This is a genomic window from Bacteroidota bacterium, assembly GCA_020402865.1.
In the GTDB taxonomy this organism is placed as follows: Bacteria; Bacteroidota; Bacteroidia; order Palsa-965; family Palsa-965.
Genome location: JADBYT010000002.1, coordinates 250,636 through 273,820, shown reverse-complemented (window position 1 = coordinate 273,820; position 23,185 = coordinate 250,636). Strand labels below are relative to the sequence as shown.

The window sequence follows — 23,185 nt, the reverse complement described above, 5'->3', positions numbered from 1 at the left end:
TTGTATTTATGAAACACACACTCTTTTCGCTGTGCACACTTGCCACGCTGCTTATTGTTGCCTGCGCCGATGCGCAGCCGCCTGCTGCCGCACGTATTGCTTTTTACAACACAGAAAATCTGTTCGACACCATTGATAATAAAAACGTAATTGATGAAGAGTTTTTGCCCGATGGCAAAATGAAGTGGACGAAAGAGCGATACAATAAAAAACTTGCGCAGCTTTCAAAAGTGATCCTTGCAATTGGCAGCGGCAGCGGCCCCGAAATAATTGGCTTGTGTGAAGTGGAAAACAAAGGTGTACTGACAGATCTTACGCAGAAAACACCGCTTAAAAAACAGAAGTATCAGATTGTACACTACGATTCGCCCGACGGACGTGGTATTGATGTGGCACTGCTTTACAAAAAGTCAGCCTTCCGTGTGCTTGAATCAAAACCGTTTCTGGTGCCGCAGCCTTCAGACACATTGCCACCCACGCGCAATATTTTGTATGTAAAAGGTATCATGGGTAAAAACGATACACTCTGCATTTTTGTCAATCACTGGCCATCGCGCCGGGGCGGGCCGGAAGAAAGTGCGCCGCGCCGAAAAATGGCCGCCGAGCGTTTGAAGCAACTTACCGACAGTGTGGCCAAAGCGGTGCCCGGCGCACAGATTATAGCCATGGGCGATTTTAACGACGAGCCTACCGATGCAAGTTTGCAAACCGTAGCACATGAAGTGAATGATTCACTCAGCGCAGGTTTACGCAATATGATGAGCACACTTGATGCAAATGGCGAAGGCACACATTACTACAAAAAAGAAAAAAACACGTTTGATCAGTTGCTTGTTTCAGGAAACCTGTTTACCAAACGCGGCTATTATGTAACCACCACATCGGGACAAATTTTTAAACCCGAATGGATAATGGGTGAAAATTATAAAGGTGATCCCCCCGCCCCGCTCCGCACCTACGCCGGCAGCCGCTACATTGGCGGCTACAGCGATCACCTTCCGGTTTACATTGATTTGTATTTTGCGAAATAACCATTGTGAAAGAACTGCGCGAAAAGCTGCAGCAGTTTGTGCAACTGCTTGCCATTGAAAAAGACGAGGATTACAAGCAATACGTAGCGCAGTTTGAGCGGTGCAGCATTGCCGAACGCCGCAAAAACGGTGTAACCTGGTATCCGCTGCAGGTGGTGGCCGAAGAACTGGCACCCGGCGATTACCTGATTATCGAAGTAGAACGCACGCAGGGGCTTGGCGAACTGCATCAGTTTTCGAACGGGAAACTGATTGAGCTTTTCAGCAACAGCGGCGAAAATGGCAGCGAAAACTGGAAACTGCAGGGCACCGTGCGGCAGGTGTGGCAAAACAAAATGCGCATACAGTTTAACACCGACGAACTGCCCGGCTGGGCCGAGCGCGGCAAGCTGGGCATTAACCTGCTGTTTGACGAAAACTCATACCGCGAAATGCTCATTGCGTTGCAAAAAGTAATGGACGCCGAGCGCGGCCGCCTTGCCGAGCTACGCGATATACTTTACGGCTACAAGCAGGCCGCGTTTGGGAAAAAAGACGAAAGCCTGCAACCCGCAGGACTCAACCGCTCGCAGGCCGATGCGGTGCGCACCATTCTTGCCGCCGAAGATATTGCCATTGTACACGGCCCGCCCGGCACCGGAAAAACCACTACGCTGGTGCAGGCCATACGCCACACACTGATGCACGAGAAACAGGTACTGGTATGCAGCCCCAGCAACACCGCGGTTGACTTGCTTACCGAGCGGTTGGTGCGACAGGGCATTAATGTGTTGCGCCTCGGCAATCCGGCACGCGTATCGGATGAAGTAATGAACAATACGCTTGACGTAAAAATGACACGCCACGCGAATTACAAGGAGCTGAAAGAATTCCGCAAGCGTGCCGAGGAATATTTTGCGATGGCCAAAAAGTACAAACGCAATTTTGGCCGCGATGAACGCGAACAGCGCAACCTGCTTTACAACGAAGCCAGGCAACTGCTTAAAGATGCCACTACGCTAGAAGATTATATTTTGTGGGATCAGTTTGAGCAGGCGCAGGTGGTGGCGTGTACACCAGTTGTAGCAGCCGGAAAGTTGCTGCGCGACAAACGTTTTGACACGGTGTTTATTGATGAAGCCGCGCAGGCTCTGGAGCCGATGAGCTGGATACCCATTACCCGCGCCAGCCGCGTGGTGTTTGCCGGCGACCATTGCCAGCTTCCGCCCACCGTGAAATCGAAAAAGGCGGAAGACGGCGGATTGAAATACACCTTGTTTGAGCGCGCCATCCGCAACCAGCCACACGCATCAGTCATTCTCGAAACGCAGTACCGCATGCACGCGCACATCATGAATTTCTCAAACCGCGAATTTTATGACAACCGCCTGCAGGCTGATGCCACGGTGAAAGATAATTTGCTGAGTTTTGATGAAAACGATGATTTGCTGATTCGTCCGCTGGAGTTTATTGATACAGCGGGATGCGGTTTTGGCGAAGAGCAGAATAGCGAAACACTTAGCCTTTCGAATCCCGAGGAAGCCGCCCTGCTGCTGAAGCATCTTGGCCGTGTGCTGGAGCAGTATGACAGGCATCAGACCGCAGAGCCGCTGCGCATTGGTATTATTGCTCCCTACAAACAGCAAAGCGAATTACTCACACAAATGCTTGCCGAACAGCCTTACGCAGAGGGCAGCCGCCACCATTTTTCGGTGCGTACGGTTGACGGTTTTCAGGGTCAGGAGCGCGATATTATCTGCATCAGTCTGGTGCGCAGCAACGATAACGGCGAAATCGGTTTTTTGTCTGACACGCGCCGCATGAATGTGGCGTTAACACGTGCAAAGCGAAAGCTGCTGGTATTTGGCGACAGTGCCACGCTTGCCAATCACTCGTTTTACAAATCGTTTTTGAATTACGTGGACGAGATTGGCGCGTACCGCTCGGCGTGGGAGTTTATGGATGTGTGACGCGGGGCAAGACTACAAGGCGTGTTCAATGTGCGGGGCAATGTAATGCAGCAGTTGCGCAAGACTTTCGGCTTCGGTTTGCTGATCGGTGCGCAACTCAACGGCAGGTTGAAGCGGCACTTCAAACGGTGATGTAATGCCTGTGAAAGCCGGAATCTCCCCACGGCGGGCTTTGGCATAAAGGCCTTTTACATCGCGCTGCTCGCAGCTGGCAAGTGATGAATTGACAAACACTTCGATGAAATCGTTTTCGCCGATAATACTTTTTGCCATTGCACGTATTTCGTGCGTAGGGCTGATGAAACTGCAAATGGTGATGATGCCTGTGTGGAGCAGGATGCGTGCAGTTTCGGCAGCGCGGCGAATGTTTTCGGTGCGGTCGGCATCAGAAAATCCGAGGCCTTTGTTGAGACCATCGCGCAGAGCATCGCCGTCGAGCACGGTGCAAAGTTTTCCGCTTTGATGCAGATGCTTGCTTAGTGCGGTGGCCAGCGTAGTTTTTCCGGCACCAGAAAGTCCGGTAAGCCAGATTACGCAGGAACGTTGGTTGAGCAGTTGCTCACGCTGGTGTCGGTGTGCGGGTGTAAACATTTGCGAAAAGCAAATGTAAGTGTTCGCAGTAAATATCGGGGAAACTGGTTACGATCAAATTTTGAGTGGAATGTTAGAACTCATCGCAAAATTACACTTCCGAATTTTTCGCTGCGTCTTTTTCGCTCTGGCTTCTCTTCTTTTCTTGCCCACCCAACAATTCTGTTGGGCCAACTATGCCCTGCGAAAAGATGATCGCCATAGCGAAAAATACTTGGAAAAATCGCTAAAAACAATTTTGAGTGAGTCCTAGTATTTAATCAATTTCTGAACTATTCCATTCTCAAATCGGATAAAATATACTCCGGGAAGAAAGTCGTAGCCAATTATCACGTTATTTTCAGATGGAGTTCCCGAAGCAACAAGCCTGCATCCGGCATCATACACTTTATAGCTTAGGCCAGCCGGATTAATTGTTGTAAACTGTTCGAAAGGATTGGGATATACCTGAGGCTGTATTGAGTTTGAGGGCTCAAAAGATCCTGCTGTCAAATCAGATGTGGCTACAAACATGTAAGTTTCGTTTACATTAAGATTTGTGAATGTGTAGCTACTGTAGTTCAAATTAGGAATCGTAGCGCGCAAACCGCTCCAGTCGTACACCTGAAGATATGCCGTTGAAGCAGGAATTTGACTGATCGTGTAGGTTGAGCCATAAATAGAACTCAGCATATTGTAGTTTTGGAAAACCCACATTTTTTTTATGGTGTCCTGCAAAATATATTCGCCGCGATTGAATGGATCAAGATGAGTAAAATCCATGTCTTTCGATAAATCCATCACCAGCTTAAAGGTCTTCCCTTTCAATGTGGGTTGATAGGGTGTTTGTGTAATACACATACCGTAAACCGGATCCACAGTCAATGTATTATACAAATTCCAGGTGAGCGCATACTCAGTAGCGCTCGACACGCTATCATTCAACACTGCCCCAAGATTTCCCCAAATACAGGTTAGCAGTCTTTTAGCTGCCAGCGTATCATTTATTCCTTGTGTATTTTCTTTGAAGCTGAATTCGGTAGCACAAAACTTAATATTGGCTGTAATGCCGCAACTTGCTTTAACCTGTGTAAAATCATGAAATGCCATGAATTCAACATGGTTGGTATTATCCCATTTCAAAATTGGCGCATAGCTCACGTCGTTGTAAGTATGAAGATCTATTCCGTATAACTTCCCGTTATTGAAAAGATCGGCAATAGCTGTTCCAAAACCATTCAGCGTATGACTTCCGGCTGAGTTTTCACTGGCAAAACCTCCCGGAATAACTTTCAACGAACTGTCAACGCTATGAACTCCATCTGCCAATCCTTCAAGTGCGTCGTGATAGTTTTCGGGGCCGTCGGCAATGGTTTTGGGCATATATAGCCCGATATCCGGTTCGTTGATTGCTGTGTAATACTCGATACCGTAATTGGGATAACCGTTTGAAGTAAAAAATGCACTCCCCGGTTTATAGCGATTGGCAAATGCAGAACCGATTTGCTGCCATTTTGAATAGGTTCCTAAGGGCTGGCCTAATGAAACAAAATAGACATAGTGTTCAAAAAGCAGAACTACACGTATATTTTTGCTCGCAAGATATAACAGCAATGAATCGGCATAATTTGTTTCAGGTACATTATTTACAAAATCCCAATAATCATAGGGATACAGGTTTACACGGGTCATTTTAGCACCTGAATTTTCTAAAATAGAGATGTATTGAATATTGGTTGAATTGAATAAACCATTATTGAGATTTCCGCCTCCGGTACGAAATTGAAGGGGCTGACAAACCGCTGTGAGCTGAATTGCAATTGCGAATGATGTGAGTAAGAAATATCTCATTGGGAGACGATAAAAAAACAAGTTAGATAAATTGCTGAAAGTAAAGCACACGGTATCTGTATTTTCACTATTTATCTATGCTAATTTAACTCATCTGTGGCAGAAATACCAGAAACAGTAGCTTGGCGGCCTTGCGGCTTTTTCTTACATTTGAAACACATTCCTTTTCAATGACCGGTATTGATTTTTCACACACACCGCCTGTTGACCAGACGGGCATGGAAGAGCGCGTGGCTCGTCTCAATTCGCGCAGCATAAAAAAAGAAGCGAAAGTAGCCGGACTCAAGCTGGCGCTTAACATGATAGACCTTACCACGCTGGAAGGGCGCGACACGGCAGGTAAAGTGCGGCAGATGTGCTATAAAGCACAGCACCCGCACGATGCGCTTCCCGGCCTGCCCACCGTGGCGGCAGTGTGCGTGTTTCCTACGTTTGTAAAAACGGCCAAAAAAGCACTGGGCAACAGCGGCGTAAAAGTGGCCTCTGTAGCCACCGCATTTCCCGCAGGGCAATCGACACGCGATGTGAAGATTGCCGACACGCGTTTTGCTGTGGAAAACGGCGCCGATGAAGTGGATATGGTTATTTCGCGCGGGCATTTTCTGGCGGGCGAATACGGCTATGTGTTTGATGAAATTGCTGCCGTGAAGGAAGCCTGCGGCAATGCACGCCTGAAAGTAATTCTCGAAACCGGCGAGCTCTCCACGCTCGACAATGTGCGCCGCGCAAGTGATATTGCCATGCGCGCCGGTGCCGATTTCATCAAAACATCGACCGGCAAAATACAGCCGGCGGCCACACAGCCGGTTACGCTTACCATGCTCGAAGCCATCCGCGATTACTATTACGAAACCGGCATCATGGTAGGCATGAAACCCGCCGGCGGCATTTCAACCGCAAAAGGTGCGTTGCAATATCTGGTAATGGTGCGCGAAACGCTTGGCAATGCCTGGCTGAGCAACCAGTGGTTCCGGTTTGGTGCCAGCAGTCTGGCAAACGATATTCTGATGCAGCTTGCCAAAGAAAGCAGCGGCATGTATCAAAGTGGTGATTATTTTTCGAAAGATTAAGTTATGAGCACAAAGACCAAAAGCAAAGATGCCGCTGCCAAAGCTGCGCTTGATTTCGGAAAAGGCTGGGATTACGTGGCTGCGCCCGAAAGCACCGACCATGCCCGCATTGAGCCGCGCTATCAGCATTTCATCAATGGTGCATTTGTAAAACCATCGTCGGGAAAATACTTTGCCACGATAAGCCCGTCAACCGAAAAACAACTTTCGGAAGTGGCGCTTGGCGATGAAAAAGATATTGATGCGGCTGTGAAGGCTGCCCGCAACGCATACGAAAAAGTATGGAAGAAAATGCCGGGCAGCGAGCGGGGTAAATATCTCTACCGCATTGCACGCATTATACAGGAACGTGCCCGTGAACTTGCCGTGATTGAAAGCATGGACGGCGGTAAACCAATCCGCGAATCGCGCGATGTGGATGTGCCGCTGGCTGCTGCACATTTCTTCTACTATGCCGGCTGGGCCGATAAACTTGAATATGCATTTCCCAACCGCAATGTATCGCCGGTGGGTGTGGCCGGACAAATTATTCCGTGGAATTTTCCGCTGCTCATGGCTGCGTGGAAAATTGCACCGGCGCTGGCCTGCGGCAATACGGTGGTACTTAAGCCCGCCGAAACCACACCGCTTACCGCCCTTAAGCTGGCCGAAATTATACGCGATGCAGGTTTGCCTCCGGGCGTAGTAAACATTGTAACCGGCGATGGAAAAGCAGGTGCCGCACTGGTGAATCATCCCGGTGTTGACAAAATTGCGTTCACCGGTTCAACCGAAGTAGGCAAAATTATTCAACGCGCCGTAGCCGGCACCGGCAAAAAAGTAACGCTTGAACTTGGCGGAAAAGCGGCCAATATTATTTTCGAAGATGCCGCTATTGATCAGGCCGTAGAAGGAATTATCAATGGCATTTTCTTCAATCAGGGGCATGTGTGTTGCGCCGGTTCGCGCCTGTTTGTGCAGGAAGGCGTGGCCAACACGGTTATCCGCAAACTCAAAGACCGTATGGAAACGCTCATCGTGGGCGATCCGCTGGATAAGAATACCGACATCGGCGCCATCAACTCAAAAGAGCAGCTGATGAAAATAAACGAGTACCTGAAAATTGGTGTGGATGAAGGTGCAACCATTCATCAGCCTTCGTGCAGCATACCGGCCAAAGGCTTTTTCTGCCGACCCACCATTTTCCTCGAAGCCTCACAATCACACCGCATTGTGCAGGAAGAAATTTTTGGCCCGGTACTGGCCATTCAAACATTCCGCACGGTAGAGGAAGTAATTGAAAAAGCCAACAACACACCCTATGGCTTATCGGCCGGTGTGTGGACAGATAAAGGCTCGAAGATTTTCAACCTCACTTCAAAAATGCGCGCCGGTGTGGTGTGGGCCAATACATTCAACAAATTCGATCCTACTTCGCCTTTCGGCGGGTACAAGGAAAGCGGTTTCGGCCGCGAAGGCGGGCTGCACGGGCTGTTGCCGTATGTGAATTTGAAGTAATTGTCATTTCCGGGCTTACTCGAAATGACAATGGCGGAGGTGCTTTTGAGATAAGGCAATGTGCTGGGGCTGCACGAAACGACAAGGGTATTTTTTTCGATAGTTCCGGCAAGCTCAGGCACCGGAAGAAATGTTTGTTGCGATGGTTGAGCCTGCCGAAACCACCGCTTGTTGAAAGCCTGTCGCGATGGTTCGGTTTGTCGAAATTACTGTGTAATAATTCTCTTTATTTTCTTATGAAACCTCTCCTCTTCCCCATTTCCACCGAGCATCTTTTGCTTCGACCTGCTGAATTGCGTGATGCAGCGGCGTTGCTGGAACTAAACCGCCATGAAGAAGTAACTCGCTACGTGCATGATGTGCCGTGGCAAAATATTGCGCAGGCCGAATTGTGGATTAATAAACAGCAACGCGAACAATACGAAGCCACAGGCATGGGCCGCTATGTGGCGGAGCTGAAAGACAGCGGTGAGGTTATTGGCTGGTGCGGTTTGAAACTGCGGCCCGAACACAGACATGTGGATCTGGGCTATCGCTTTCATCCTGCGCATTGGGGCAAAGGCTATGCCACTGAAGCAAGCGAAGTAATGCTGCTGCACGGTTTTCATACGCTTGGCCACAAACGGCTTGTGGGCTGGGCGCAAACACAAAACCCGGCCTCTATACGCGTGTTTGAAAAACTAAACGGCCGCCTTGTGAAAACGTGGATGCACGCACCCGGACTCGAAATTGCAGAATACGAATTCATCCGCCCGGGTGCCAATATGCAAACGCCGGTGCTCTTCCGCTCTTCCCGACTTGATTTCAGAGAGATCACCGCAAGCGATACAGGCGTAAACTTTGCGCTGAATACGGACCCTGATGTGGTGCGCTGGACAGGTAACACGGCCTTTGCATCAGTAAACGTATGCCGCGATTTCTATGCAGCATACGGCGAAAACTATACAAAATACGGCTATGCCCGCTGGATGGCCACACTCCGCGATACGGATGAATGCATTGGCTGGTGCGGTCTGAAATTTTACGAACCGCGCAACTGTGTGGATCTCGGCTACCGGCTGTTTCAGCGATTCTGGGGGAAAGGACTTGCGTCTGAAGCTGCAATTGCGTCAATGAAATTCGGGAAAGAGCAGCTTGGTTTGGATGAAATACATGGCTTTGCTTACCGCAGCAATCCGGCATCCATACGCATTCTCGAAAAATGCGGCATGCACTACACCGGGTCAGAAACAGAAGAAACGGACGAATTGCTGAAATATGTAATCAGCCTGCAAGCTATTACAGTTTAATTTTTTGCGCCCATTTTTTTGATGTCCGCTCAACCACGTACCAGAATATGGTGGCGCTTACCAGCGAAAACACAAGTGCCACTGCCACATGTACAAGTTTCATCATCAAACTATCATTAGGCGATGCTACAAAACTCAGATAGTTGTTGCCGGTTAATCCATGTATGAGATAAAGAGAATAGGAAATGGCACCCAGTCCGTTTCCTATACGCGTATCTGAACGTAACAGCCAGATACCAAAGAAACCTATTGCAGATGCCACAACCACATCGGGCTTGTGGTAAAATGCAATAACCGCAAATGCGGCCATTGCCCAGCCCAGCATTTCCCAACGGTTCATACGATTGGTAAGATGCTGAAAAAGCAGAAAACCCAATAGAAATATTGGCGTAAAAACCGGCAGAAAAGCTTTGTCGTTTAAAATTAGCGGCCCCGCCAGAAATAGCAGCAATACCGAATAACGGGCAATACGGTTGCTATGATTCAATAAAGGGAATAATAAAGAGAGAACGAGATAATAGGTAAACTCAATGGCCAGTGTCCAGTAAATAATATTTATCCATTCATACTTCCCTCCTGTAAACGGAATAAGATAACCCACATGAAGCAGCAACTGCGGCACATTGAGCGACCACTCACATCCCCAAACAACTTTCGACATGAATAAGCCAAAAGCAAGTATCAACATTATTGATACGAGGTAAGGCGGCTCAAGACGAAGCAGACGTTTGCCCATGAACCTGAAAAACTTCGATAGCCGGTAATTACCATGATACATCGACCATGGAATGACAAAGCCTGATATCACAAAAAAAAGATAAACGCCGGTAGCACCGAAAGAGGCCGTGTTTCTTATCGTTCCGCCATCCTGAAACAAATTTCCTTCCTGATTACTGAAAAAAAAGAAATGATACACGGCCACCATCAGCGCAGCTATTCCGCGCAATAAATTAATCTGGGGCATTTCCTTCAGCATATAAATCAGGGTTTAGGGGTAAGGAGCATTTCCACGTGCGGAATATCATCTTCGAGATAATCTTCCCCTGCGCGGACAAAACCAAACTCATTGTAAAATTTCTCCAGGTAGCATTGCGCTGAAATACGCACCGGAACATTGCCAAATGTGTGTACGATTTGTTGCAAGGTAAACTGCATGAGCTGTTTACCAAGACCGGTTTTACGGGCAGATGTCGCAGTGGCTACACGTCCAATGGAAACTTCATCGTATGAAACTCCGCCGGGAAGAATTCGTGCGCAGGCCAGCAGCTCATTTCCTTTACTGCACAGCACATGCAGCGCAAATATATCCTTATCATCAGGATCGAGATAGGGACAGTTCTGTTCCACTACAAATACTGCAGCACGCAACTGAAGCAGCTTGTAAAGCTCTGCCACAGGAAGTGTACTGAACGTTTTGCATTGCCATACGTATTGAGTTGGATTCATACCTTATTACGCTGTATGCGAATATACGTTAAGGTATCCGTCTAATTCAGACACCCGAATAACAATATACTGCCAATCTGCTTTCACGCTTACTGATTTATCGCGGAGTTGAACTGTTTACCCATGCACACGCAACTTTCCACACCCGCATACTGGCCGAAGTTTGGGATAAATACATATCCGCTTTTCTGATACAGCCCGATCGCTTCGGGCATTTTCTTCCCTGTTTCAAGTACGGCCTGTTCATTGCCTTCATCTGCTGCCCACATTTCAAGTTCGCGCAGCATAGCTGCTGCTATACCTCTGCCGCGATGTGCGGGCAACACATACATGCGTTTTATTTCCACCACACCCGCTTCGAAGGGTTTAAACGCACCGCAACCCACAGGCTCCTCATTGAAAAAGGCGACCACCACATGTTTTATTGCATCAATTTTATTGTACTGCGCAAAAAAAGCATGCTCATTACCATCGCGTATCCGCAAATCGGCATCGAGCAGTGGAATGAGCTTACGAAAATCAGCATTCTCAGAGGTGGTTCGGATAAGATTCAGCTTCATGGAGTATAAATTTCGGGCATCACTGAATCGGGGGAAGTATGCGTGGCCATTTTGTGGAAAGCCTTGCATACAGTGCGGCTCCAGCCAATACTCCGACCGAGTTGGCAATGAAATCATACAAATCGGCTGTACGTTCGCTGAATAATGCACCCTGCATAATTTCAAGCGCACCGCCATAGGCCACAGCCCCTGCTCCGGTAATGAGCACCGCCAGTTTGCGCAATGGCTGTGAATCAGAAAAAGCGATGCCACGAATGCTGAGCAGTTCGAGTACAAAGAAAATTCCGGCATGCACCCATTTATCAAACGACAAGGCTTCGAGCCAGTCTGAATGCGGCAGATCGCGGCCGGGGATGGCGCATAAAACAAGAATGACCAGTGCCCAAACGAGCACCGGCCAATTGTATCTGAACTTCATGCGGCTAATTACTGACCGATGAGTGCTTTGTATGCAGCAGCATCCATGAGCTCAGCCACCTCTCCGGGGTTGCTCATTTGCACACGAATCATCCAGCCTTCGCCGTAAGGATCTTTGTTTACCGACTCCGGGTTGGCTTCAATGGCATCGTTCATTGCCACTACTGTTCCGCTCACCGGCATAAACAAATCCGACACTGTTTTCACAGCTTCCACGGTTCCGAAAATTTCGTGCTGAGCCAGCTCTTCGCCTACCGTTTCAATTTCTACATAAACGATATCGCCAAGTTCGCCCTGTGCAAAATCGGTAATGCCGATAACAGCTTCATTGCCTTCCACACGAACCCACTCGTGGTCTTTCGTGTATTTGAGATTGTCCGGAAAATTCATGTCGGGTGTATTGTTTTTTGATGTGCCCAAATTTACACGTTTTGGGCAATTGGCGATAATACGGGCTGTAAAAACAATGTAATTGCGGTGGCTTCAACAAACTCAGCCACGGCGATAGGCTCAGTCGCCGGAACAGGCGCTGCCAACAAAAAACTCAGCCACCGGAGGAGTAGAATGCTCCCGGTGGCTGAGTTTATGGAAGCCACAAGGGCTATTGCAATGTAAAGCGCAAACTGATACCAGCGTTCGTATTCGCCGTTTTGAATGATGATGAAATGAGCGGATTGGTCATTACACGATCGAAGAATGCACGGATCTGAAGATCCTTCGTGAGCTGATAATCGCAGGAGGTTTTGATGGAGAGGATGTTCTGACCCGCTGTGAGCTGGTTAAACTCCTCAATACTGCGTCGGATTACGGTCTGGTTGTTACGGAACGACACATCGGCACGGAGGTTCATGGCGCTCTTGGGCGCTTTCCCTTTAAACGCTTTCTTGAGGAATTTCAGCTCCACTTCATCAAAACGGTAACCAAGTCCCACCACCATTTCGCGGCCGCTTACTTCGGTAAGCTGCATGTTGGCAAGGCTCAGGCTAAGCGTGCGGTCTTTTTTGTACTCCACACGCGTAATCAAACTGTTGGTCCAGGTCATGTCCACACCAATAAGCGGGCTGAACTGCTCTGAAATCTGCACGTTTGAGAACTGAAACTGTGCTTCAAAGTCGGAGTTCACGTTGCGGATATTATCTGAAAATCCGTCGCCGTTGGCATCCACAAAGTTGAGGTTGGTGGTGAAACCGCCCAGCGTGTAGGTGGAGCGATAGGTATGCGCAAGTGTGATGACTTTGAAGTGCTTTTTGATTTTCTTGTATTTGGTAAGTCCGTCGTACGTGATGCGCCAGTTGGGCAGCGGAATAGCGGGGAACATGCTGGTTGACTGCGATTCGGCGCGGCCGCCGGTGTAGGCGGCAAGGAAGGCCGGAATAGCCACATCCTGCGAAGCCTTGCTGTAACCGTCGGCAAAGCCGGTATTGAGAATGCCGGTGGAATTGGGGTTTTCCTGCCCCAGACGCGATGAAATTACAGCGCGGTTGTTGAGGAATTGCTGGAACGCTTCGTTGGAGCGGGTGGTACGATCGTCTTTGGTGAAGGCGGTGCGCCATGTAATAATACTCATGCTGAAGCTGCCCGTTTCAACCGGCGACTGTTTTTCGTATTGCGTACCGGTCCAGCGGTAGAAAGCCGACTCGTTGCGGGTGTTGTTGCGTGAGATGTTGAGTTCAATGCGCAGATCAGGGAACGGTTCAAGCTGTGCACGGCCGGTAAGTGTTTGTGTTTTACCTTGTGTAAATGGTGTAAACAACGATTGCGTTTGTACTAACCAGCCCTGATTGGAAGCATACACCGGGAAATCAGCATTTCCGGGGCCAAAGCCTTCCTGCTGTCCGAAGATAAAGCCCCAGGTGGGTCCCTGAAAGTTTTCGTCCATACCCAGTATGCGGGTGCGGCGTGCATAACCGGGCAGTGCCAGTGTGCTGTTTTCAGAATAATTGAGCGACACCGTGCGCACTGACATTACAAGACGGGCAAGGTAATCGAGAATTACATACTGATCATCTTTTTTCTTGGTGCTGTCGCGCTGGGCCTGCTGCGGAGCTCCCGGACGGTTGGGGCCGCCACCTGCGGGGCGTTCCTGTCCTCCTCCGGGGCGTTTCTGGTTTACTTTTTTAAAGTAAGGCACTTTATTGTAAAGCGACGTCATGTTGGCCTGCGCCGTGTACTGCCATTGTGCGTTATTGCCCACCACATTACCCAGCGTATCAGCCGCCAGCGGGGCGCGCTGCCAGGTGTAACCGCTTGAATAACGTACAGAAGCCGTAAGCCAGTCGAAAGCCGGAATCTTATTAATCGGTACGGTGTAATTTACGTTGGTCTGGTGGTGATAATTCATTGTGGTGCCGAATCCGCGAATATTGTCGATCAGCGAATCGCGCTTGGCGTCGGTGTCTATTTTACCCACCGGCTCGAGTACCTGACCAAGATTATCGGCCGTGAAATCGAGTTTCAGGTTCTTCATCAGATCCCAGCGCAGGTTGTAGTTGCGTGTCCACACAAAATTCTTGTTGAAGTTGGTGGGCACAAACACATCGCCAAAACCGGTGATGTTTCGGTTTTTTATTTCGCTGTACGAGCGGTTGAGGTCGGTAGTAAATGCCAGATTCGACGGCAGCGGCGAAATACTGATTTCACGGATCAGGGTAAACCATTTTGATTTGGCCCAGCCGGCTTTATCAAACGGCTTAAACGGTTTCACCTGCGGCGTGTAGGAATAAGTTAACTGTCCGCGATAATTACGCACCGAACTGTACTCGATATTTACGTTGTGGCGATAAATTTCGGTGTAGGCATAACTGGCCGAGAAATTGGAAATATCCCACGGGTACGAACCTTTTTTACCCTTACTCCTTTCCTTATGAATATTTGTAAAGTTATAGCCTCGCCGTCGCGTATAATCGACTGCCGCACCTATTAACGAATCTTTTTGCCTGTCGCTCAGCAGCGATTCATTGCTGAGCAGCGGTTTGAGCAGAATGTCAGGGTCAAGCGGATTAAACTGTGGCGTGATGTAGGTTTCGCCGTAGTTCCAGAAGAACGGCAGGCTGATACCGGCTTTTTCGGGGAAGAAGCGTCCGAGTTCGAGCTGTGTCGAAACATCGTAGTTCATTTGCTGTTCGCGCAAACGCTCGCTTACTTTCTTTTCAATACTTCCGAAGTTGGGCGTAGCCATGTTGCCGGAGAGGTTTACCACACCAAAATCGGCCAGACGGGCAGTAACGCGGGCCGTAGCCGCCCAGCCGCCGTCTTCCACGAAATCGGTAAGGCGCAATTCGTTAAACCACACCTCGGCACATTTCGGAATTCCATCGTCGTTAGGTGTGGCGCTTGTGCGTTTGGGATTGCGCACGCCCAACACAAACACACGGATCATGGCCAGGTTCGGGTTGCCTTTTACAGTAACCTTACGGGCCGGATTGTTCGGATCAGTAACTGTGAATTCCTGTGTGAGGGAAATCCGGCCGGCGGCCTGCTCAAGGTTGCGCTGCTGTTTTACATACTGCAGCAACTCGAAAGGCAGTTCCATGGTGTTTGAAAGCGGCCATACTTTTTCGCGTTCGGCCTGGTCGTTTTCGCCGTAGCGGCCGGGCGGTGTTACTTCAAGCGGAATTTCATACTCGTAGTAGTTATCCGTCTGGTCGGCACCAATGCGTATGAATGCCGTTACATCGCCGTTGTTAAGCGGCTGCGAACTGCCCGGATTGGCTTCGGCGTGTACAAACATGCGCAGCTTTTTGTAGGAGCGCACATCCATGTTGTTTACCGTGCGGAACACCGCGCGCGAATCGCCGTCTTCGAGGTTGCAGGTGCGCACCGAAAGCGACTGTTCGTTCAAACGCACCAGTGTGTTGCTGTTTACGTTCTGCTCACGGTCAATACCGGGAGGCAGCACATAGTTTACAGGCACACGGTTTCCGTTTTCTTCAATGTTCACCGCAGCCACATCAAACTGTGTGGTGTTCTGGTCGTTCATAATATACTCGCCCGGACGAAGCAGTGAGTATTCATATTTACGCCAGTCGCTGCGCACAAATTCCAGACGCGCAAAGCGGCACACCACCGGCTTATCCACGCCTTTGAAATACATACGGATAAAGCGGATGGAGTTGAAACCTTCTATGTTGCCCACTTTGGTGGTGTAGTTGCGGATGGGAATGCGCAGCTGGTACCAGGTAATTGGGCGTGTACGGCCGTCTTTGGTAATTACCGTGGTCTGATATACGTCGGTAATGTAATTGTTACCGATGTTTCCCGGATTAATATCGTTGGGCGTAAGCTTAATGCGGTATTCGTAATAGCTCTCGGTTTCGTTGAGCGTATTATCGCGGTTAATGTCTTCCTGGTTGGGCAGTGTGGTTGACTGGGTGGGGTAATCTTCACTCACACCGTCGTCGTTCGGATCGCCCACCTGCGGCGAGTTGCCATCGAGGCCGTTGAACATTTTGTAACGGTCAAGCACACCCAGCGAAATAGCATCGTAGTCGGAACCACGGTAGTAGTGGAAGTTATCGCCGGCGGGATCTTTTACGGCATTGGCATACGCTTGAGAAGCCTGACCATGCAGCGCAGCAATATCTGTGAGGTAATCACCAAAAAACTGCGCTTCCTTATCATCATCCCAGCCATCAAGTCCCACATCCTGCAGCGCGCGCTTGGCCGGATCGTTATCGAAGGCATTCACAATCGACTGCACCGAAGGCACAAGGCCCCACACGGTGGTGTCCACCAGCGAGAAGTTGTTGTCAACCGGCAGTCCGTTTTCGAATGCGTTGCGCGAATCTTTGAGCACATCTTCCGACACGTTACCGAGGTTGATCACGAGTTCGCCGGTGGTGTTGCGGTCGGCCACAGGCACATCGTCGTTGTACGGATCCATCACCCAGATCTGGATGAATTCGATGTTGGCGGCCTGAAAGTCGTTGGTGGTGATACTGCGCTGAATACCGCCCCAGCGCGAGGCCGGATCGAGCAGCGAACCATTGGCCGCGAGACCAGCTGTTAAACCGGGTTGCGGGTTTACGTCGAAGTTGTAGGGGCCACGTTCGGCGGGATAAAACGCCATATCGAACATGGCCACGTTAAGCGGCTGGCCGTTTGGCGGCTGGCGGTTGGGGAATATTTCTGTTTCAAGCACCTCGCGGGAAAGGTGGTTGGAAAGATCGGATACAGTAAGGTGAGCCGGCTTAAGGTTGTTATCGGGCCGCAGGAAAAGCGGGTCGATTACATACCAGTTGAGCAGGGCGCGGTTCATGCCGCTGCGCAGATCGGTGGTGCTGGCTTCGGGGAAACGCGCCGGCTGCCCCTGCGGCACCGAAGCAATGCTCCATCCCTGCGGGGCGCGGATGTCGATGGCCGACTGTGTACCTTCGAAATCGTCGATGTACGAGTTACCTTCTTTACCAATGGCGCGGTTGTGGCCGGGAATAAGCTGTGCAAACTCGCCCTGTGCGGCAATAGATGATGGTGCCTTGGTTTCAATCAGCGGCAGCTTGTCAATCATGCGGGTGAGGATGGGTAGCTCTGTACGGTAGTTCAGATCCACACCCCACATGGTGTTACTCATCGGCTCGTCGTTAATATTGATCTTTTGCGTAACCGGACGTTCGGTCAGATTCATTATGGTAGCACCCACATTGAAATCGCGGTTTACCCGATAATCGAGGTGCGTACCAAACAATGTTTTTGTTTGAATATTAAACAACGAGTTGCTTTCGAGCGAAATCTTGATAGGCACACCCGAGTTGAGCACACTCTCGTTGATGATTTTTACGCGCCCAAGCGTATAGTCAACCGTATAATCCGTGTTTTCGGTAAGCGGTGCGCCACCGGCAGTTACGCGCACGGAGCCCGGCGGAATGTTTACGGCGTTAAGCGAAATGTCGGAGTTGGATGATGACTTGTAGGAACCTTTAATTTTGAAACGGTTTTTGCCTGCAAAAGCCGTTTGGGCAATAATTTTTGTAGAATCGTAAAGCTGCTGGTAACTGTATTGCAAACGTATTTGCGGATTGGTATTTGTGGGATCAAGTTTCTCTTCCAGAAACTTACCAAAGGGGTCCACCACCGGAAAAATTACGCGACCGTTTGCTGCGTTAATGGTGACTTTATCCATAAAGTCGAACTGCCCGTCGGGCGAGGCCTGTTGCTGCTGGTTGAGTAAGTCGAGTTCAAACACCTGCACCAGCGGCTTCCCGTCAATGGGTCCTTCGGCAATAAACGGAATATCGGTACCGGTAGAGGGGTTGTTGTACCAGATCTGCAAATTGAAGTCCTGCGGGTTTACCTGATAGGCACCAATGGAATAGATGTTTTTCATCATCAAATCCCAAAGTTTGAATTTAAACTGGCCGTTGTTGCTGCTGATTTTGGGCACGTTGTTGGTGCTTTTCAGCATTTTTACAATAAGGGCATCCTGTCCGGTAATACCATCGGTAGAAAATTCACCTACCTGATAAGTTTGTCCGTTAAGCGTGTACTGATAAGCCACGCCAAGCACTTCGTCCTGATTGAGTGCCTGGTTGAGCGAGATATAGCCGAGGCGTTCGTTGTAGGTAAACTCTGTGGGTTGCAGGCGGCGGGCGTTGTTCACACGCTCATAGTTTACAGCCTGTGCAAAACCGAAGTTATTGATAAGTGTAGCAAACGTGGTTTGCAAAGGCACGTTGATGTTGCGCAGCTGGTTGTAGGTAGAAGTAAGCTGGCTGTAGAGGTCGTTACCGGCGTTGCGGGGCACTTCGCCGGGGGCATCGGTAATAAAGCTGGTTCCCACCTGTTCAAGGTTGTCTTCACCAAGATCAGTAAAGGTTACCAGGTTGCGTGTATTTTCAACCACGCCGGTACGGTTGGTTACCCATACTTCGATACGGGTAATCTGCACACCGGAATTAATAAGCGGGCGTGTTTCTAAGGCATCGTCATATTTATCGTAGAAATACTGCGAGAGGAAGAAGTGTCGGTTGGCTTCGTAGTTATCGCCGCTTACTTCGAAGTTGCTCACCTGCGCGCCGCCGGTTACGTTTACTTCTGATTTTTTACCGCGCTCCTGCGATACGATGCTGGTTACGGTGAGGCGGCCAAACTGAAGCTGTGTTTTGATACCAAACAGCGACTGGCTGCCGGTAATGAGCGTGGTATTGAGGCCGAAGTTTACGTTACCTGCTTCAATTTTCTTGATGATTTCGTCTTCAAAGCCGGTGTATTCCAGCTTCATCTGGTTTTCGAAATCGAAAGTTGATTCGGTGTTGTAGTTGGTGGTGAGTTTGAGTTTTTCACCAATTTTACCTACTACGTTGAGCTGAATTTTCTCGTCGAAATCAAACGTAGCCACACGGCGCTGGCGTTCGGGCAGTGCGGGGTTATCGGTGCGGTTTACATTTATGCCGAAGATAAGTTCGGCAGAGCCCTGCGGGCGTATATCAATGGTTCCGCCGCCGAAAATGCGGTCAAATCCTTCGCTGTTGATTTTGATTGGGGGGATGATTCCGTTTCCGCCCCGTGTCTGGTTCTGGCTTTCGGCATGTACACGCTGGCGCCAGTAATCGCGCGCCGATTTTTTCATGTCGTAGTACATGTATTCTTCCAGCGTAAGCTCCATCGGGGGGCGGTAGTTGAGCCTGTTTCCGAGTTTCTGCTCAACAAGGTAGGAGCCCGAATCGCCGGGGAGGAAAGTAATAGATGTTTGTATGTTTGCGGGGTCGTTGAGCTTAAGCGTACCGTTGTTGTTGAAGTACAGCGGGTCAAGCCCCGACTGGTCAGTAAACTGATGCGGGCTGGTGGCGGAATCGCTGCCGGTGGCGGGGGTATCAACCGCCATAATTTGGTAACCGCCGGTATAGCGGGAAGCTTTGGTATATGCTTCGCTGTCGCTAGTTACAACAGCGGCAAGCATCACCGCAGCAGCGGATCCGGTAAGCAGATATTTTATAGTCGGTTTCAAGCCTGTGGTTTGGATCAGGAGTGATACTTTACTTTACAAATTCTTAAGTGCCAGTTTGATAAGCTGTTCAACAGACACCACATTCCCTTCAGCACGCAGTACTTTATCAACAGCTTTTTCGGCCATGTTACGGGCAAAACCCAGCATAACCAGCGCAGATAACGCTTCATCGCGCAATTTATTGTCTGCCGCAAAAAATGTGGTGGTCACTGCGGCATCCGCCTTGCCCAGCTTGCCTTTAAGGTCAACAATAATGCGCTGTGCCGATTTTTCGCCGATACCTTTCACGCCCTTGAGCACAGCTACGTTTCCGGTGAGGATGGCGCCGGCAATTTCGCCCGGGGAGAGAGAGGAAAGGATCATGCGTGCCGTGCCGGGGCCCACGCCGGAAACGGAAATGAGGTGGCGGAAGAGTTCGCGTTCTTCTTCGTCGGCAAAACCATAAAGAACGTGTGCATCTTCGCGCACGGCGAGGTGGGCGAAAAGTTTGGCCTTATCGCTGCTACCCATTTTGGTGTAAGTATTGAGCGAAATATGCAGCAGGTATCCCACACCGCCACAGTCGATTACTGCGTAGGTGGGGGTTTTCTCAGAAACACGACCTTCAAAGTGGTTGTACATTCGAACTGCTTCTTACTTACCGGCGCGACTGTGCATCGACAACCGCGATAATGACCATATTTACAATTTCACGCACCGAACTGCCAAGCTGCAGCACGTGCACGGGCTTTTTCATACCCATGAGCAGCGGCCCGATGGCTTCTGCCCCCCCCATTTCCTGCATCAGTTTGTAGGCAATGTTGCCCGATGCAAGGTTGGGGAAAATGAGTGTATTCACCCGTTTGTCCACCAGTTCGCTGAAGGGGAATTGCTCTTTAAGCAGTTCGTTGTTCAGCGCAAAGTTGGCCTGCAGATCGCCGTCCACAATTAATCCGGGATATTCGCTGTGCAAACGGGCAACTGCTTCACTCACCTTCTGGGGAGTTGCTCCTTCGGTAGAACCGAAGTTGGTGTAGGAAAGCAGGGCAATGCGGGGAACGATATTAAACTGCCGCACTGTTTGCGCCGTGAGCACGGTAATGTCAACCAGTTCCTGTGCCGTCGGATCTACATTCATAGTCGTATCGGCAAAGAAATAGTTGCCTTGTTTGGTTGACATAATGTACATGCCGGCCACGCGGTTTACACCTTCCTGAACGCCAATGCATTCGAGTGCGGGTTTAATCGGAATGGCATACTTGCGGGTAAGGCCTGAAATCATGGCATCGGCCATACCGGTTTCCACCATCATGGCGCCGAAGTAGTTCCGGTCGAGCATGCTCCGGCGGGCTTCGAAGAGGGTAAATCCGCGGCGTTTGCGTTTCTGGAAGAGCATATCGCCAAAATCACGGCGCTTTTCTTCCTGGGCAGGGTCACGGGGGTCGATAATGGTGATATCGCCCAGATCGAGGTGATATTCGTCGATGAGCGACTGGATGCGTTCGGCATCGCCCAGCAGAATGGGCTTGGCAATTCCTTCGTCGCGTACAAGCTGCGCCGCTTTGAGGATTTTGTAATGATCGGCCTCGGCAAATACAATGCGTTTGGGGTTCGACTTGGCTTTGGCGGCCAGTCCGCGCATGAGTTTGTTATCAAGTCCGAGGCGGTTGTTGAGTTCGTTGCGGTAGGCTTCCCAGTCGGTAATTTCGCGAAGGGCCACACCCGATTCCATTGCCGCTTTAGCCACAGCCGGCGCCACAGTAGAAATCAGGCGCGGGTCGATGGGTTTGGGGATAATGTATTCGGGCCCGAAAGCCAGGCTGCGGGTATCATAGGCCATGTTTACATCATCGGGCACGGCTTCTTTGGCCAGCATAGCAATGGCTTTTGCAGCGGCCAGCTTCATTTCCTCGTTAATTTTTGTAGCGCGCACATCCAGCGCACCACGGAAAATGAAGGGGAAACCAAGCACGTTGTTTACCTGGTTGGGATGATCGCTGCGACCGGTGGCGAGGATGATGTCTTCGCGGGCGGCTTTGGCGGTATCGTAGGCAATTTCGGGATCAGGATTGGCAAGGGCAAACACAATGGGACGTGCCGCCATGCTCTGAATCATTTCGGCCGTAACAATATTGCCTTTTGAAAGCCCCACAAACACATCGGCTCCCGCCATGGCTTCGGCCAGACTTTGCAGGCCGCGGGGGGGGGTGGCAAAATACTGCTTGTACTCGTCAAGGTCGGTGCGGTCGGTAGTAATTACGCCCTTGCTGTCGAGCATGGTAATGTTCTCGCGCTTCACTCCTACCGCAATGTACATTTTGGCACACGAAATAGCTGATGCACCGGCGCCGTTTACCACCAGTTTCACACTGCCAATGTCTTTGCCGGCAAGCTCACAGGCATTCATAAGCGCCGCACTCGAAATAATAGCCGTGCCGTGCTGGTCGTCGTGCATGAGCGGAATATCCAGCTCTTCTTTGAGGCGTTTTTCAATTTCAAAACACTCAGGCGCTTTGATATCTTCGAGATTTATTCCGCCAAAAGTGGGCGCAATATTTTTTACTGTTTGCACAAACGCATCCACATCTTTCGTGTCCACCTCAATGTCGAACACGTCGATATCGGCATAAATTTTAAACAGCATACCCTTGCCTTCCATCACCGGCTTTGAGGCCAGCGCACCAATATCGCCAAGCCCGAGCACCGCCGTGCCGTTTGAGATTACGGCTACCAGATTGCCTTTGGCCGTGTAACGGTAGGCATCCTGCGGGTTCTTTTCAATTTCAAGACAAGGCTCAGCTACACCTGGCGAATAAGCCAGCGTAAGATCACGCTGTGAACTGTAAGGTTTTGTAGGAACAACTTCAATTTTACCGGGACGACCCTGCTCGTGATAATCGAGGGCATCCTGTTTGCGAAATTTTGACATAAGCGTAATTCGTTCTTTTACTGAATGGGCGCCGCTTGCTTACAAACGGGCGAACGACGAAGATACGGAATTTGCACATTGGTGCTGCCTCCTTCGCATCAGTCTAAGAGACTGAAAATCTTTCTATTAAGCCTGAATGAATTCTTTTCTCATTTTCATTTACATAAACCTTCCCGCGCTTTCCGGTAAATGCAGCAGCCGGATATGAAAGGCAGGATTTGCAACAAGGTGCGTACACAACAGTTACAAACTCACGGCAGATAAAATTTGCCAAATCGAAAAGAATGTGGTAACTTACATAAATCGCAATATTTGTGTGGCAGGGAGGACATTCAAAAGACCGGCATATATCTGCTCATTCTACACTCAGCGCAGCCGGAATTAATTTTAGAGCCTGTGTAAAAATCATTCTTTGACTTTGCTGTGGTACATTTTTACTTACTCATCGTTGCATTTTTGCAGATCCTGTCAGGGATCGCGTTCAAAATGCGCCTTGCATGAGAAAAAATCTGCTCATAACAAACCTCAGAGCTTGTTACGATTTTTTGTTGCGCTTTGATTTTGCAGGATTTTTTGGCCGATTGAGGCGCTTTTTGAGTCAATACCTGTCCCGACAGTATTGTCGGGATTGGCGAAAAAAGCAACGAAGAGCGGT

At 49.7% G+C, this 23,185-nt stretch carries 15 protein-coding genes; 5 read left to right on the top strand and 10 right to left on the bottom strand.

What is annotated here, in order from left to right:
* Positions 1-8: 8 nt before the first annotated feature.
* Together IM638_02205 and IM638_02200 are read left to right on the top strand one after the other, a co-directional pair.
* Positions 9-1,031 carry an endonuclease gene (locus IM638_02205; protein MCA6361827.1) on the top strand — a complete coding sequence of 341 codons (1,023 nt, stop codon included), beginning with the start codon at positions 9-11 and terminating at the stop codon, positions 1,029-1,031.
* Positions 1,032-1,036: 5 nt separating this feature from the next.
* A complete protein-coding gene (locus tag IM638_02200; GenBank protein MCA6361826.1) occupies positions 1,037-2,980 on the top strand; it encodes an AAA family ATPase in 1,944 nt (647 codons plus the stop codon).
* A 12-nt stretch (positions 2,981-2,992) separates the two neighbouring features.
* Here IM638_02200 and cysC read toward each other — a convergent pair whose 3' ends face one another.
* Both cysC and IM638_02190 read right to left on the bottom strand, forming a co-directional pair.
* Positions 2,993-3,571 (bottom strand): adenylyl-sulfate kinase, encoded by a 579-nt coding sequence (cysC, locus tag IM638_02195; protein ID MCA6361825.1) that lies wholly within the window; start codon positions 3,569-3,571, stop codon positions 2,993-2,995.
* Positions 3,572-3,820: 249 nt separating this feature from the next.
* A complete protein-coding gene (locus IM638_02190) occupies positions 3,821-5,401 on the bottom strand; it encodes a T9SS type A sorting domain-containing protein (GenBank protein MCA6361824.1) in 1,581 nt (526 codons plus the stop codon).
* A 170-nt stretch (positions 5,402-5,571) separates the two neighbouring features.
* Between IM638_02190 and deoC the strand changes: the two genes are divergently transcribed.
* The 3 genes from deoC (at position 5,572) to IM638_02175 (ending at position 9,257) form a co-directional block, all read left to right on the top strand.
* Positions 5,572-6,471 (top strand): deoxyribose-phosphate aldolase, encoded by a 900-nt coding sequence (gene deoC / locus IM638_02185; protein MCA6361823.1) that lies wholly within the window; start codon positions 5,572-5,574, stop codon positions 6,469-6,471.
* Between the two features lie 3 nt (positions 6,472-6,474).
* Positions 6,475-7,968, top strand: a complete 1,494-nt coding sequence (locus IM638_02180; protein ID MCA6361822.1) for an aldehyde dehydrogenase family protein — start codon at positions 6,475-6,477, stop codon at positions 7,966-7,968.
* Between the two features lie 236 nt (positions 7,969-8,204).
* A complete protein-coding gene (locus IM638_02175) occupies positions 8,205-9,257 on the top strand; it encodes a GNAT family N-acetyltransferase (GenBank protein ID MCA6361821.1) in 1,053 nt (350 codons plus the stop codon).
* Here IM638_02175 and IM638_02170 read toward each other — a convergent pair.
* The 8 genes from IM638_02170 to IM638_02135 all read right to left on the bottom strand — a co-directional run bounded on the left by IM638_02170 (position 9,247) and on the right by IM638_02135 (position 22,530).
* Entirely contained in the window at positions 9,247-10,233 is a 987-nt protein-coding gene (locus IM638_02170) for an acyltransferase (protein MCA6361820.1), read from the bottom strand. The genes IM638_02175 and IM638_02170 overlap by 11 nt on opposite strands.
* A 5-nt stretch (positions 10,234-10,238) precedes the next feature.
* The gene (locus IM638_02165) at positions 10,239-10,703 is read right to left on the bottom strand and encodes a GNAT family N-acetyltransferase (GenBank protein ID MCA6361819.1); all 465 of its coding nucleotides are present in this window, start codon (positions 10,701-10,703) and stop codon (positions 10,239-10,241) included.
* 89 nt (positions 10,704-10,792) lie between these two features.
* Positions 10,793-11,263 (bottom strand): GNAT family N-acetyltransferase, encoded by a 471-nt coding sequence (locus IM638_02160; protein ID MCA6361818.1) that lies wholly within the window; start codon positions 11,261-11,263, stop codon positions 10,793-10,795.
* Between the two features lie 19 nt (positions 11,264-11,282).
* Positions 11,283-11,681 (bottom strand): VanZ family protein, encoded by a 399-nt coding sequence (gene vanZ / locus IM638_02155; GenBank protein ID MCA6361817.1) that lies wholly within the window; start codon positions 11,679-11,681, stop codon positions 11,283-11,285.
* A gap of 8 nt (positions 11,682-11,689) precedes the next feature.
* Positions 11,690-12,070: a glycine cleavage system protein GcvH gene (gcvH, locus tag IM638_02150; GenBank protein ID MCA6361816.1), complete on the bottom strand. Its 381-nt coding sequence runs from the start codon at positions 12,068-12,070 to the stop codon at positions 11,690-11,692.
* A gap of 211 nt (positions 12,071-12,281) precedes the next feature.
* Positions 12,282-19,622 (bottom strand): cell surface protein SprA, encoded by a 7,341-nt coding sequence (gene sprA / locus IM638_02145; protein MCA6361815.1) that lies wholly within the window; start codon positions 19,620-19,622, stop codon positions 12,282-12,284.
* Positions 19,623-19,655: 33 nt separating this feature from the next.
* On the bottom strand, positions 19,656-20,243 hold the full coding sequence (gene ruvA / locus IM638_02140) for a Holliday junction branch migration protein RuvA (GenBank protein ID MCA6361814.1): 588 nt from the start codon (positions 20,241-20,243) through the stop codon (positions 19,656-19,658).
* Between the two features lie 16 nt (positions 20,244-20,259).
* Complete coding sequence (locus IM638_02135) at positions 20,260-22,530, bottom strand: NADP-dependent malic enzyme (protein ID MCA6361813.1); 2,271 nt, start codon at positions 22,528-22,530, stop codon at positions 20,260-20,262.
* Between the last annotated feature and the right edge of the window lie 655 nt (positions 22,531-23,185).